Raw genomic sequence first — 13668 nt, forward strand, 5'->3', positions numbered from 1 at the left:
CTCGGCGTCCCCCGGCCGGCACACCGCACTCAACGCGCTGGCGGCGTTCGTCGCGGCGCGCCAGGTCGGTGCCGGAGTCGAGGAACTGCTGGCCGGGCTCACCGGTTTCGGCGGAGTGCATCGGCGTTTCCAGTTCACCGGACGTGAGCACGGCGTGCGCGTGTTCGACGACTACGCGCACCACCCGACGGAGGTGCGCGCGGTGTTGACGGCTGCCCAGGCTCTCGTGGCGGGTCAGGACCATTCGGGTCTCGAGCAGGGCCGCGTCGTCGTCGTGTTCCAGCCGCACCTGTATTCGCGGACCGCGACGTTCGCCGAGGAGTTCGGTGCCGCGCTGTCGTTGGCCGACGAGATCGTCGTGCTCGACGTCTACGGCGCGCGCGAGGAGCCGTTGCCCGGTGTGACGGGGGCGCTGGTTGCCGCTTCGGTGACCAAGCCGGTGAACTATCAGCCGGATCTGTCGTTGGTGGCCAAGCAGGTCGCCCATCTGAGTGTGCCCGGCGATGTCGTGATCACCATGGGTGCCGGTGACGTGACGATGCTCGGCGGACCGATTCTCGATGCGCTTCGCTCGAAGACCGATTTCGGTGCTGCGACCGGCCGCGGAGTACCGAAGGATCGGCCGTCGACGTGACCCGCCGCTCCGATCGAGTCCGTTCTTCGAGGTCGGGAACAGCTGCAGGAGAGGGTGATTCGCCGTCCGCGGTCACCGACAAGCAGGCGCGCGCGCTGGCGCGTGAAGAAGAGCGCGCCCGGGTGAAGCGGTCGCGGCGCAAGGCCTTGGTCATCGCACTGGCCGTGGTGGTCGTCGTGGTGGGATCGGCTGCGCTGGTGTACTTCACACCGCTGTTGTCCGTTCGCACCATTGCGGTCGCGGGGGCGTCCTCGGTGTCCGAGGAGGAGATCCTGGATCGGCTGGACGTACCCGTCGGTCTTCCGCTGGTTCGGGTGGACACGGCGGCCGCGGCGCAGCGGGTGGCGACGATTCCGGCGCTGGCGACGGTTCGTGTGCAACGGAAGTATCCGTCCACCGTGCAGGTGACGGTGGAGGAGCGAACACCGGTGGCGTTCTTCGATTCTCCGGACGGCACCCATCTTCTCGACTCCTCGGGGGTCGATTTCGCGATCGCGCCGCCACCGCCCGGGGTGGTGCGTCTGGTGACCGACAACCCGGTGTTCGGTGATCCGGTGACGAAAGATGCACTCGCGGTTCTCGATACGTTGCCACCGCTGCTACGCGATCAGGCAGGCGAGCTGCGCGCGAGCACGCTGTCCGACATTTCGATTCTGCTGCTCGACGGGCGCACCGTGGTGTGGGGCAGCAAGGACGACTCGCAACGCAAGGCCGCGGTGGCGATCGCGTTGCTGTCCCAGCCCGGTCAGATCTTCGACGTGTCGAGTCCGGATCTGCCCACCACCAAATAGTTTCGACGTGGTCGACGGGAATTTCTCGCGCGGCGTCGGCGCGCCTAATGGCGATAGTCGTCGGCGATGAATAGCGTTTCGACCAGTTCAGTACTTGACATAACTCTAAGCCTGTGGTTTAGGTTGAGGGTTTTCCACATTTCACGCAACAATCCACGGAAGGCGAGAGCCCATGACGCCCCCCGCACAACTACCTCGCCGTAATCAAGGTCGTCGGCATCGGCGGCGGCGGCGTGAACGCGGTCAACCGCATGATCGAACAGGGACTCAAGGGAGTCGAGTTCATCGCGGTCAACACCGACGCTCAGGCCTTGCTGATGAGTGACGCAGACGTCAAGCTCGACGTGGGTCGCGAGCTGACCCGCGGACTCGGCGCAGGTGCCGATCCCGAGGTCGGCCGACGCGCAGCAGACGATCACAAGGACGAGATCGAAGAGGTGCTCAAGGGTGCCGACATGGTGTTCGTCACCGCAGGCGAGGGCGGCGGCACCGGTACCGGTGGTGCTCCCGTCGTCGCCAACATCGCTCGCAAGCTCGGTGCACTGACCGTTGGTGTCGTCACTCGGCCGTTCTCGTTCGAGGGCAAGCGGCGCGGTGGACAGGCCGACACGGGCATCCAGCAGCTCCGTGAGTCCTGCGACACGCTCATCGTCATCCCGAACGATCGACTGCTTCAGCTCGGCGACGCGGCCGTCAGCCTCATGGACGCATTCCGCAGCGCCGACGAGGTATTGCTCAACGGCGTTCAGGGCATCACCGACCTGATCACCACTCCAGGCCTGATCAACGTCGACTTCGCCGACGTCAAGGGTGTCATGTCCGGCGCGGGCAGTGCGTTGATGGGCATCGGATCCTCCGCGGTGAGGGTCGAGCCATCAAGCAGCCGAATCGGCGATCAACTCGCCGCTGCTCGAAGCGTCGATGGAAGGTGCACGCGGAGTGCTGCTCTCCATCGCCGGTGGATCCGACCTCGGTCTGTTCGAGATCAACGAGGCCGCCTCGCTGGTGCAGGAAGCCGCACACATCGACGCCAACATCATTTTCGGCACCGTCATCGACGACTCCCTCGGCGACGAGGTCCGCGTGACCGTCATCGCCGCAGGCTTCGACGGCGGAACCCCGACGCGGCGTCCGGTCGAAGCGGCCACCTCCACACGTGGACCGATCGGATCGGCTCGCTCGGGCGAGGTGTCCTCCAGGTCGAGCGACAGTTCCGACGGTGCCGTGTTCCGCGACCCGGTAGGCGCACCGAGTGGTAGCAGTCTGCCGCCGCTGAACTCGTCGAGCTCGTCCAACCGCGAATCGTCCAGCCGCGAGTCCGCAGCCGGTCACGGCCGTGACTCGGGCGGCCAAGGCCGCGAGTCCGTCGGTTCCGGCCGTCGCGTGCCGATCGCCGAGGACGAGGGCGAAGACGAAGTCGATGTGCCGTCCTTCATGCGGCGGTGAGTGACACCGCATCCGCCGGTCCGTTTCGTGTCCGACGCGTCTCGACGACGCGGGACGGCGGCGTCTCGGCACCACCGTTCGACACGTTCAATCTCGGCGACCACGTCGGTGACGACCCCGCTGCGGTGGAGGCCAACCGTCGACGCCTCGGCGATCGACTGGGCATGGGACTCGAACGGCTCGTCTTCATGGAGCAGGTCCACGGACGCACCGTCACGGTGGTCGACGGTCCGGTGTCCGAGCCGCTACCGATGACCGATGCGTTGGTGACGACGCAACGTGATCTCGGTCTGGTGGTGTTGACTGCCGACTGTGTGCCGGTCCTGCTCTCCGACGAGGAGGCCGGAGTGATCGCCGCCGTGCACGCAGGACGGGTCGGAGCCCGCATCGGCATCGTGCCTCGCGTGTTGGCCGCCATGGTCGAGCTCGGTGCGGTCCCGGCGCGCATCGGTGCGTTTCTGGGTCCGGCCGCGAGTGGTCGCCAGTACGAGGTGCCCGCGTCCATGCGAGCGGACGTCGACCAGCATCTCCCCGGCAGCGCGACGACGACCGTCCGCCATACCCCCGGGCTCGACATTCCCGCCGGTATCCGAGCTCAACTGCTCGCCGCGGGAGTATCCGGCGTGGCTCAGGATCCTCGATGCACCATCGAGGATCGGACGTTGTTCAGTCACCGTCGCGAAGGATCGACCGGTCGAATTGCCAGTGTCGTATGGATGGACAGCACATCCTCAGGTGATCGGCCCGAATCGGCCGATCGGTGAACGGGCAGAGAAGGTTGTCATGAGCGAACTCAGCGGCAGCGCGTCGGGCCCGGACCGGGCGCGCGAGATCGACACATCGTTGACGTCGGTGCGCGAGCGGTTGCATCGCGCATGTGTCGACGCGGGCCGGTCGCCCGCCGACGTGGCTCTGTTGCCGGTGACCAAGTTCTTCCCTGCCTCGGACGTGCGAATTCTGTACGACCTGGGGTGCCGCGACTTCGGAGAGTCCCGGGAGCAGGACGCGTCGTCCAAGGTCGCCGAGACTGCCGACGATTTCAGCGCCGATCCGCCTCGGTGGCACATGATCGGACACCTGCAGCGAAACAAGGCGAAGTCGGTGGCCGCGTGGGCGCACTCCATTCATTCCGTGGACAGTGCGCGGTTGGTGACCGCTCTGTCCAAGGCGACGGCGGCGGCACTGGACGAGGGTGTGCGTCGGACCGAACTCGACGTGATCGTTCAGGTCAGCCTCGACGGGGATGTGCATCGCGGAGGCGTCGAACGCGAGGAACTGCACGAGCTTGCGGACGCGGTGTCGAATGCCTCCGGGTTGCGTCTGGCGGGGTTGATGGCGGTGCCACCGCTCGATGCAGATCCGGACGCCGCATTCGCCGACCTCGAGAGTCTGCACGCGCGACTTCTCGTGGATCATCCCGGAGCGCTCGAGCTGTCCGCGGGCATGACCGGAGACCTGGAAGCTGCTGTGCGGCACGGATCGACGTGCGTGCGTGTCGGTACCGCAATACTCGGCGCGCGGCCGATAACCTCGCAATAACAGTCCATGGATCACATCAGTCACAACAGACACTTGCGAACCTGGAGATGGACAGTAGACACACCGCCACGGAAGGCAGAACGATGAGCACCCTGCACAAGTTCAAGGCGTACTTCGGCATGGTTCCGCTCGCCGACTACGAGGACGACTACCTCGACGATCCGGACACGCGACGCAGCTCCCGTGGTGGTCGCGACAGCTACGACGACATCGACGAGCGTGATTTCGTGAAGCCGTCCTTCGGTGGATCGCGGCACGCACAGGTCGAGGACGACTACGACGATTACGAGGCACCCCGTCCGGCGGCCACGCTGGCACCGATCGGTGGACGAGGACGCGGCGCGGCACCGAGCACGCGCGGTGCGGCAACCAGGGGAGCGCTTGCCATGGACACTCGGATGGACATGCGCGCAGAGACCCGACGCAGCCCGATCGTGGACGACGGCGGCCCGCTCTCGAAGATCACCACGCTGCGACCGCGTGACTACAGCGAGGCCCGCACCATCGGTGAGCGCTTCCGCGACGGCACGCCGGTCATCATGGACCTGGTCGAGATGAGCAACGCGGACGCCAAGCGGCTGGTCGATTTCGCTGCCGGGCTCGCTTTTGCACTCCGCGGTTCCTTCGACAAGGTGGCCACGAAGGTCTTCCTGCTCTCGCCGGCCGACGTCGACGTCTCGCCGCAGGAGCGCAGGCGGATCGCCGAGACCGGTTTCTACAGTCAGCAGTGAGATATTCACTGTTCGGGGTGGTAGTTCAGGGCTGTGACCAGCGCACTTTGCTCAGCCCGGCGAAGTCAGGCAGAGTATAGCCGTGATCGTGTTCACGGTGATCAACATCGTATTGTTTCTTTTTTGGCTCCTTCTCATCGGTCGAATCATCGTCGAGTTCATCAGGACTTTCGCGAGAGATTGGCAACCGACCGGGTTGGTCGTCATCATGCTCGAGGCGATCTTCACGGTGACAGACCCGCCGGTGAAGTTTCTCCGGAAGATAATTCCACCGCTCAACCTCGGTGGAGTGCGACTGGACCTGTCCATCATGGTTCTGCTTTTCGTCGTCTTCATCGCGTGGAATGTGACCAGCAGTCTCGCGGCCTGAGGCCGAAGTTGAATGTTAGAACGCGGGACCCAGCGCATGCTGCGTGTCCCGTGTGACAGAATGGACGCCAGTTACAGTTTGATTGTTCTGCACTCGCGCGGAATGGCATATAACTGAATGCTTGCTCTACCGCCCCAAGACGCGTGAAGGGATCCTTCCATGCCGCTGACTCCAGCTGATGTGCACAATGTCGCGTTCAGCAAGCCGCCCATCGGTAAGCGCGGTTACAACGAAGACGAGGTCGACGCTTTTCTCGACCTCGTCGAACAAGAGTTGTCGCGACTGATCGAAGAGAACGCCGACCTACGCCAGCGGGTCGGTGAGCTCGATCAGGAGCTTGCGGATTCCAAGAACGCTGCGCGGCAGAGCCCGCAGTCGGCTCAGGTCGCGGCACCGAAAGCCGAGCCACAGCGTCCGGTCGATCCTCCCAAGCCACCGCCCGTGGTGCAGCAGCCCGCACCGGTCGCACCCGTTGCAGCAGCCCCGCAGCAGAGCGGCGACTCCAACATGCAGGCCGCCAAGATTCTGGGCCTTGCTCAGGAGATGGCCGATCGTCTCACCGGCGATGCCAAGTCGGAGTCCGAGCAGCTGCTCGGCAACGCGCGCACCAACGCCGAGCGTTTGGTGTCGGATGCACGTACGCGTTCCGAGTCGATGATGTCCGAGGCACGGCAGAAGTCCGAGTCGCTGTTGTCCGACGCGCAGACCCGGTCCGAGACCCAGCTGCGTCAGGCAAAGGAGAAGGCCGACGCACTGCAGGCCGACGCCGAGCGCAAGCACACCGAGATCATGGCGACGATCAACCAGCAGCGCTCCGTGCTCGAGGGGCGTATCGAGCAGCTCAAGACGTTCGAGCGTGAGTACCGTGTGCGGCTCAAGTCCTACCTCGAATCGCAGCTCGAAGAGCTCGAGAACCGTTCCTCGGCTCTGCCGGTGGACAACGGGCAGGACAACTTCAACCAGGACAATCAGTCCTCGGGGTACAGCCAGTCGTACGCCAAGGGCAACTGACGCACCACCCTCCTCCGACGCCGACGCCGACGATTGCGGCAGCGTCGGGACCAGGTTGTCGCGTCGAGTGGTGAGCGAGGAATCGGTGTGTTGGTCCTGACTCTCGGCGCAGCAGCGATCGGCTTCGGCTTTCTGTCCTCGCCCTGATGACGGGTTCCGTCGTCTGGGCGTGGGCCTGCATAGTCGTCTGTATCGTGGGTGCAGTTCTTCTGCTGGTCGGAGCGCTCACGGGCCGACGGCCTCCGCCCGAGCTCGACAGGTAGCATCACGAATCAGGCAGTCGTATTTCAGGCGTCGATCCGGCCATCACCGGGGAGCTTTCGGAAGAACGACGCCGGGACGACGCGCTCAGGTGTATCGGAACGGCGTTCAGTAGAACCGAACGGGCGAGCCCGTCACAGCTCAACTGGAGTGGCGCGCTCCGACGGCAGGGTCGTCGAGAGTGTGCAAGCGGGGTGGTACCGCGGTGTCGGGCGAACAGATCGCCCGGATGTCGTCCCCGTGCCAACTTTGCGTCGCGTCTCGCACGCGGCCGGCACGGAGGAGACATGACATGACAGATGCAAGCGCCCGTCCGAACTCGGGGTCGTACCCGTTGGTCGACCTGGCCGAGGGCCGATCGGGCAGCGTCCCGTTCCCCGATCTCGAGCGCATCGTTCTGCACGAGTGGGCCGAGGACGGCACCTTTCGAGCCAGCATCGACAACCGGGCAGGTGCCGAGGAGTTCGTCTTCTACGACGGGCCGCCCTTCGCGAACGGTCTGCCGCACTACGGCCACCTGCTCACCGGCTACGTCAAAGACCTCGTTCCACGATTCCAGACGATGCGGGGCAAGAAGGTCGAGCGTCGCTTCGGGTGGGATTGCCACGGTCTGCCCGCAGAGCTGGAAGCCGAGAAGCAGCTCGGCATCAAGGACAAGTCCGAGATCGACGAGATGGGCCTGGCGAAGTTCAACGCCTACTGCAAGCAGTCGGTACTGCAGTACACCGACGAGTGGCGGGACTACGTGACACGGCAGGCGCGGTGGGTCGACTTCGACAACGACTACAAGACCCTCGACGTCGACTTCATGGAGTCGGTCATGTGGGCGTTCAAGACTCTGCACGACAAGGGCCTGATCTACCAGGGCTACCGAGTGCTGCCGTACAGCTGGTACGAGCAGACGCCCCTGTCCAATCAGGAGACCCGCCTGGACGACGCGTACAAGATGCGTCAGGATCCCGCGGTCACCGTCACGATGCCGTTGACGGCTCCGGGCTCGCCCCTGGACGGCGCGAACGCGCTGATCTGGACCACCACGCCGTGGACCCTGCCTTCGAACCTGGCGATCGCGGTGCACCCCGAGGTGCAGTACGTGCAGGTGCGAGGAACCGACGATGAGCGTTACGTCCTTGCCGCGCAGCGACTCTCGCACTACGCGAAGGAACTCGGCGAGGAGCCGGAGGTGCTCTCGGAGCACACCGGCGCCGAGTTGGTCGGACTGTCCTACACGCCTCCCTACGACTTCTTCCTCGGCCACGAGAACGCGCACCGCGTGCTCGAGGCCGACTACGTCACCACCGATTCGGGCACCGGAATCGTCCATCTCGCACCGGCTTTCGGTGAGGAGGACATGGACGTCGCCACCGCGAACGGAATCGAGGTGGTGCAACCGCTCGACGCAGGCGGCAAGTTCACCTCGCTGGTGCCGCCGTACGAGGGCCTGATGGTGTTCGACGCCAATCCGGTGATCATCAAGGACCTCAAGGCCTCGGGTCGGTTGCTGCGGCACGAGACCATCGAGCACTCGTACCCGCACAGCTGGCGCAGTGGTCAGCCACTGATCTACATGGCTGTGCCGTCCTGGTTCGTCGCGGTCACCAAGTTCCGTGATCGCATGGTCGAGCTGAACCAGGAGATCACCTGGGTTCCCGAGCACATCAAGGACGGCCAGTTCGGCAAGTGGCTCGAAGGAGCCCGCGACTGGAACATCAGTCGAAACCGGTACTGGGGCAGCCCTATCCCGGCATGGACGTCCGACGACCCGGCCTACCCGCGCCTGGACGTGTACGGCAGCCTGGACGAGCTCGAGCGTGACTTCGGCGTGCGACCGACCGATCTGCACCGCCCCTACATCGACGAGTTGACCCGGCCCAACCCGGACGATCCGACCGGCAAGTCGACGATGCGCCGCGTCCCCGAGGTGTTGGACTGCTGGTTCGAGTCCGGGTCGATGCCGTATGCGCAGGTGCACTTCCCGTTCGAGAACGAGGAGTGGTTCTCCACGCACAACCCGGGCGATTTCATCGTCGAGTACAACGGGCAGACGCGAGGGTGGTTCTACACCCTGCACGTGCTGGCGACCGCACTGTTCGACCGCCCGGCGTTCAAGACCGTTGCCGCACACGGCATCGTGCTCGGTGAAGACGGCTTGAAGATGAGCAAGTCCAAGGGCAACTACCCGGACGTCAAGGAGGTCTTCGACCGCGACGGTTCCGATGCCATGCGGTGGTTCCTGATGTCCTCACCGATCCTGCGCGGCGGCAACCTCATCGTCACCGAGCAGGGCATCCGCGAGGGCGTGCGCCAGGCGTTGCTGCCGATCTGGAATGCGTGGAGCTTCCTGCAGCTCTACGCGTCGAAGCCCGGGCAGTGGCGAACCGATTCGTCGAACGTGCTAGATCGCTACGTGTTGGCCAAGCTGTCGTCCACCCGCGATGCCATCACCGATGCGCTCGAGGGCAACGACATCGCCGGTGCCTGCGACGAGCTGCGCACGTTCTGCGATGCGTTGACCAATTGGTATGTGCGACGGTCTCGTTCGCGGTTCTGGAGCGAGGACGCCGACGCCATCGACACCCTGCACACCGTGCTCGAGGTGCTCACTCGCATCGCCGCCCCGCTGTTGCCGTTGATCAGCGAAGTGGTGTGGCGTGGATTGACCGGCGGCCGCTCGGTGCACCTGACCGACTGGCCCGAGGCAGGCGAACTGCCGTCGGATCCCGAACTGGTCGAGAGCATGGACGAGGTCCGTACCGTGTGCTCCACGGTGCTGGGTCTGCGCAAGGCACAGAACCTGCGCGTGCGGTTGCCGTTGCCCGAGGTGACGGTCGCAGCCGCCGATGCGGAGCGCCTGCGCCCGTTCGTCGACATCATCTCCGACGAGGTCAACGTCAAGAAGGTCGATCTGACCGAAGACGTTGCCGTACACGGAAAGTTCGAGCTCGTCGTCAATGCCCGTGCTGCGGGGCCGCGTATCGGCAAGGACGTGCAGACGGTCATCAAGGCCGTCAAGGCAGGCGATTGGTCCGAGGACGCCGACGGTGTGGTGAGCGCAGCGGGAATTGCACTGCTGCCGGAGGAATTCACGCGCAGGCTCGTTGCCGCCGAGCCCGAATCGACGGCACCGCTGCCCGGAAACGCCGGACTGGTCGTGCTCGATTCCGCCGTCACCGAGGAGCTCGAAGCGGAGGGTTGGGCCAAGGACCGCATCCGCGAACTGCAGGACGCGCGTCGCAATCACGGATTCGACGTCTCGGATCGAATCGACATCGTCATCGAGGTCCCCGAGCATCGGCAGGCGTGGCTCGACACCCATCGTGATCTGATCGCAGGCGAGGTGCTCGCGCTCTCGCTCGTCGACGGCCGCGTCGGGGACGACGGCAGCGATCTCGGTGAGGGAGTGCGGGCAGCGATCACCAAGTCGTCATGATCGATGGCGACGTATCGGCCGACTCCGTCCGTGAGCTTCTCGCCGAAGCTCACGGCGGCGTCGTGCCGATCGTCGCCGCAGGCCACCCGGTTCTGCGGTCCAGGGCTGCGCCGTACGCCGGGCAGCTCGACTCCGACACGTTCGCGGAGTTGATCGAGGTGATGCGCGCGACCATGCACGACGCACCCGGTGTCGGTCTGGCCGCACCGCAGATCGGCATCCCGCTCCAGATCGCAGTGATCGAGGATCGCCACGACGTCGGACCGGATGTCGCGCGCGCCCGAGAGCGCACACCGCTTCCGTTCCGCGTACTGGTCAACCCTCGGTACACCCCGGTCGGACCGCGGACTGCCGGCTTCTACGAGGGATGCCTCAGTGTTCCGGGGTACCAGGCCGTCGTGATGCGAGCGGCTCACGTGCGGCTCGAGTGCACCGACGAGACGGGCCGCGAGATCGACGAGGTGGTTCGTGGCTGGCCGGCCAGGATCGTGGCCCACGAGACCGATCATCTCCACGGCACCCTGTACATCGACACCGCGAACATGCGGTCGCTGACGACGAGCGAGATGTACGGCGAGCTGTGGTCGGATCCGACACCCGAACGCGCCGCGCAGGCTCTCGGATTCGCCACCGACGACCGCCGTTGACCACCGTGCCCGATATCGCCAACCACACCCTGCGGAGTCGTCGTTGGGTGCTGCACCTGGACATGGACGCGTTCTTCGCCTCCGCCGAACAGTTGACGCGCCCCACGTTGCGGGGCCGTCCGGTTCTCGTCGGCGGCGCGGGCGGGCGGGGAGTGGTGGCCGGTTGCAGTTACCAGGCCCGCGAGTTCGGAGCCCGTTCGGCCATGCCGATGCATCAGGCTCGCCGACTCGTGGGAGCCGGGGCCGTGGTGTTGCCGCCGCGGTTCGTTCTCTATTCGGAGCTGAGCCGACGAGCCTTCGAGGCACTACGGGGACCTATGCCCGTCCTCGAACAACTCTCGATCGACGAGGCGTTCGGTGAGCCGCTCGAACTCGCCGGAGCGACGGTTCACGAGGTCGAGCAGTTCTGCGCGGGCCTGCGCGCGTTGATCCTCGCCGAGACCGGGTTGGTCGCCTCGATCGGTGCCGGGTCCGGAAAACAGATCGCCAAGATCGCGTCGGGACTGGCCAAGCCCGACGGCATCACCGTCGTCGCTCCCGGAATCCAGGCCGAGCTGATGGCGGCTCTTCCGGTCCGGAAACTGTGGGGGATCGGACCGGTGGCCGGCGAGCGCTTGCGGCGCTTGGGCATCGACACCATCGGCAAGTTCGTGGCCACGCCCGAGTCCGAGGTGGCGTCGATTCTCGGGGCCACGATGGGACCGAGCCTGCATCAGCTCGCACGCGGAATCGACAACCGCGTCGTTGCCGAGCGGGCCGAGGCCAAGCAGGTCAGCGCCGAGACGACGTTCGCACAGGATCTGATCTCGCTCGCTCAGCTCCGCCCGGCCATCGAGTCCATCGTCGACTCGACGCATCGCCGGTTGCTGAAGGACGGCCGGGGTGCCAGGACGGTGGTGCTCAAGCTGCGCAAGTCCGACATGAGCATCATCACTCGATCGGCGACGTTGCCGTACGCGACGGTGGACAAACAGACCATCGTGGCCACGGCCCAGCGACTTGCCGTCGATCCGGTCGACGTCGGTCCGATCAGGCTGGTCGGGGTCGGATTGGCCGGGCTGTCGGCCGTGCGACAGGGCTCGCTGTTTCCCGAACTGGAGTACGAGCCGGTCGCCGATGCGACCGAGGAGTCGCCCGCCCCGATCGTGGCCGCCGCGGATGTCGTCGTCCAGGAAGGCCCACGGTGGCAACCGGGTATGGACGTCCGGCATCCCGACTTCGGTCACGGCTGGGTGCAGGGGGCCGGTCACTCGGTGGTGACCGTCCGATTCGAGACCAGAACCAGTGGGCCGGGAATCGCGCGCACCTTCGCCGAATCGGACGAGAACCTGGTTGTTGCCGACGTTCTCGACAGCCTGACGTGAGTTGTGGCGTGGCTGAGGAAACTCTGTGAGGTTTCACAGGTATGCCGATCGCGTTGTGACTCGGGCTTGTCGAGCTGACATAGTGGACCAGGTCCGAGACGACCCCATTCCAGACGACCGACGAGTCACAGAACGATCGAGACGTGACTCAGAGTGAAAAGGACAAGCACTTGAAGCTTCGCAACACCCGACGGGCAATGGTTGCCGGCATCGCCATCGCCGCAGCGCTCACCATGACCGCCTGCAGCTCCGACGAGGGTGACACGACGGCCACCACGACGACCGCTGCCACCACCACGGCATCGACCCCGACCGAGAACGCCGCGTACCCCCCGGTCCCCACTGTCGAGGAGCTCAACGGGCAGCTCGCGCGCGGGCTCGACCCCAACGTTCCGGTCGAGGAGAAGGCCGCCCTGATCCAGGGCGCATCCGAGGACCCCGAATTGATCAACCAGGTCGCCGCCGCCGCGGTCGCAAACAACGCGCAGATCGAGATCACCAGCATCGACGATCTCGGCACCGGCGTCCTCAACGCCGGCATCACGATCACGCTCAACGGTCAGGCCAACCCCGGCACGTTCCAGTTCGTGCCCGAGGACGGTGTCTGGAAGCTGTCCAAGGACAACGCCTGCGGCATCGTCTCGCTCGCGCAGCTGACCAGCCCGGCGTGCCCCGCACCCTGAGTCCTGCCGATCGTCTCTGACCGACACGACGTACTGTCGGTGACATGTCCCCTCGGGGATGTGTCACCGGCAGTTTTTCGTTGGCCGACCGGCCCGATTCACATGCTGGGCGTCACCGATCGAATGCGCTCGACGGCCGCCTCGGCGACAGCGGTGACGGTCTCGGGCTCGAGGCCGCTCTGATCGGAGACGACGATCTGGACGACGGTCGAGTCGACCACGGCCACCACCACATCGGAGATCAAGGTGAACCCTTCACTGCTGGTGGTCAGGCGTACCGAGGCCGATGCGTCACCGACCGACGACTGCTCCCGGCCCGCCAACGCGTAGTCGACGCTCACCCCGTCCGCATCCGTGCCGCTGAACGTCGTGCACCCCGCCCACGCCTGCTGAATCGCAGTGAAGGCCTCGGCCGTGCCCGTGTCGGAGTAGCTTGCCGCATCCTCGTCGATCGACGAGAAGTTCGGTCCCGAGAAGCGGGCGACTGCGTTCGACGCCGCACCGCCCTGCTGCTCCGAGATCGGGGCCAGTACTGCGGCGCACTCGGCCGGGTCGGTACCGGACTTGTCGGGGGAGTCGTACTCGGGAGCCGGGTGGAGCCCGAGATCCGGACCGGGTCGGGGATCGAGGAGAACCCGTCCGGGAGGTCGCCGAGACCCAGCATCGCTGCGGCCAGGACGCCGGAGTCGGTGATGGGGGCACCGAGAAGGGGATCGGGCGCGGCGACGGAGCTGGGCCCGACTGCAGGGGTCGGGGCCGGC

General features: G+C 65.7%; 12 protein-coding genes and 1 pseudogene. 12 read left to right on the top strand and 1 reads right to left on the bottom strand.

The genetic code is table 11. The features are described from left to right. The 12 genes and pseudogenes from RHBS_RS14460 to RHBS_RS14515 form a co-directional block, all read left to right on the top strand. Positions 1-634 (top strand): glutamate ligase domain-containing protein (locus RHBS_RS14460; RefSeq protein WP_272913859.1); only part of this gene is annotated, 634 nt, incomplete at its 5' end. Beyond that, on the top strand, positions 631-1425 hold the full coding sequence (locus RHBS_RS14465; protein WP_121869621.1) for a cell division protein FtsQ/DivIB: 795 nt from the start codon (positions 631-633) through the stop codon (positions 1423-1425). The genes RHBS_RS14460 and RHBS_RS14465, both read left to right, overlap by 4 nt. Before the next feature lie 203 nt (positions 1426-1628). Then, a pseudogene (gene ftsZ / locus RHBS_RS14470) lies at positions 1629-2871 on the top strand (cell division protein FtsZ). Next, positions 2868-3635 carry a peptidoglycan editing factor PgeF gene (gene pgeF / locus RHBS_RS14475; protein WP_121869623.1) on the top strand — a complete coding sequence of 256 codons (768 nt, stop codon included), beginning with the start codon at positions 2868-2870 and terminating at the stop codon, positions 3633-3635. Before ftsZ ends, pgeF begins: the two are co-directional and overlap by 4 nt. 19 nt (positions 3636-3654) lie before the next feature. Then, the gene (locus tag RHBS_RS14480) at positions 3655-4410 is read left to right on the top strand and encodes a YggS family pyridoxal phosphate-dependent enzyme (RefSeq protein WP_128645898.1); all 756 of its coding nucleotides are present in this window, start codon (positions 3655-3657) and stop codon (positions 4408-4410) included. Positions 4411-4493: 83 nt separating this feature from the next. Continuing rightward, on the top strand, positions 4494-5141 hold the full coding sequence (locus tag RHBS_RS14485; protein WP_121869624.1) for a cell division protein SepF: 648 nt from the start codon (positions 4494-4496) through the stop codon (positions 5139-5141). A gap of 82 nt (positions 5142-5223) precedes the next feature. After that, the gene (locus RHBS_RS14490) at positions 5224-5511 is read left to right on the top strand and encodes a YggT family protein (protein WP_121869625.1); all 288 of its coding nucleotides are present in this window, start codon (positions 5224-5226) and stop codon (positions 5509-5511) included. 159 nt (positions 5512-5670) lie between these two features. Further along, on the top strand, positions 5671-6522 hold the full coding sequence (locus tag RHBS_RS14495; protein WP_121869626.1) for a DivIVA domain-containing protein: 852 nt from the start codon (positions 5671-5673) through the stop codon (positions 6520-6522). A 553-nt stretch (positions 6523-7075) separates the two neighbouring features. Beyond that, positions 7076-10213, top strand: coding sequence for an isoleucine--tRNA ligase (gene ileS, locus RHBS_RS14500; RefSeq protein ID WP_121869627.1), 3138 nt, complete (start codon positions 7076-7078; stop codon positions 10211-10213). Then, positions 10210-10860, top strand: coding sequence for a peptide deformylase (locus RHBS_RS14505; protein ID WP_128645899.1), 651 nt, complete (start codon positions 10210-10212; stop codon positions 10858-10860). The genes ileS and RHBS_RS14505 overlap by 4 nt, the downstream gene beginning before the upstream one ends. A 47-nt stretch (positions 10861-10907) precedes the next feature. Then, complete coding sequence (locus RHBS_RS14510) at positions 10908-12224, top strand: DNA polymerase IV (protein WP_121872357.1); 1317 nt, start codon at positions 10908-10910, stop codon at positions 12222-12224. A gap of 197 nt (positions 12225-12421) precedes the next feature. Continuing rightward, positions 12422-12907, top strand: coding sequence for a hypothetical protein (locus tag RHBS_RS14515; protein ID WP_183130392.1), 486 nt, complete (start codon positions 12422-12424; stop codon positions 12905-12907). Between the two features lie 98 nt (positions 12908-13005). On the opposite strand, the gene RHBS_RS29050 is transcribed toward RHBS_RS14515, so the two are convergent. Continuing rightward, positions 13006-13668: hypothetical protein (locus RHBS_RS29050; protein WP_187298498.1), on the bottom strand; the 663-nt coding region annotated here is incomplete at its 5' end.

Origin of the sequence: Rhodococcus sp. BS-15, assembly GCF_000813105.1 — a bacterium.
Taxonomy (GTDB): Bacteria; Actinomycetota; Actinomycetes; order Mycobacteriales; family Mycobacteriaceae; genus Rhodococcoides.

Excerpts from the sequence above, each read along its gene's own strand:
- RHBS_RS14480 (WP_128645898.1), top strand. The coding sequence starts at position 3,655 with ATGAGCGAACTCAGCGGCAGCGCGTCGGGCCCGGACCGGGCGCGCGAG.
- RHBS_RS14485 (WP_121869624.1), top strand. The coding sequence starts at position 4,494 with ATGAGCACCCTGCACAAGTTCAAGGCGTACTTCGGCATGGTTCCGCTC.
- RHBS_RS14495 (WP_121869626.1), top strand. The coding sequence starts at position 5,671 with ATGCCGCTGACTCCAGCTGATGTGCACAATGTCGCGTTCAGCAAGCCG.
- ileS (WP_121869627.1), top strand. The coding sequence starts at position 7,076 with ATGACAGATGCAAGCGCCCGTCCGAACTCGGGGTCGTACCCGTTGGTC.
- RHBS_RS14505 (WP_128645899.1), top strand. The coding sequence starts at position 10,210 with ATGATCGATGGCGACGTATCGGCCGACTCCGTCCGTGAGCTTCTCGCC.
- RHBS_RS14515 (WP_183130392.1), top strand. The coding sequence starts at position 12,422 with ATGGTTGCCGGCATCGCCATCGCCGCAGCGCTCACCATGACCGCCTGC.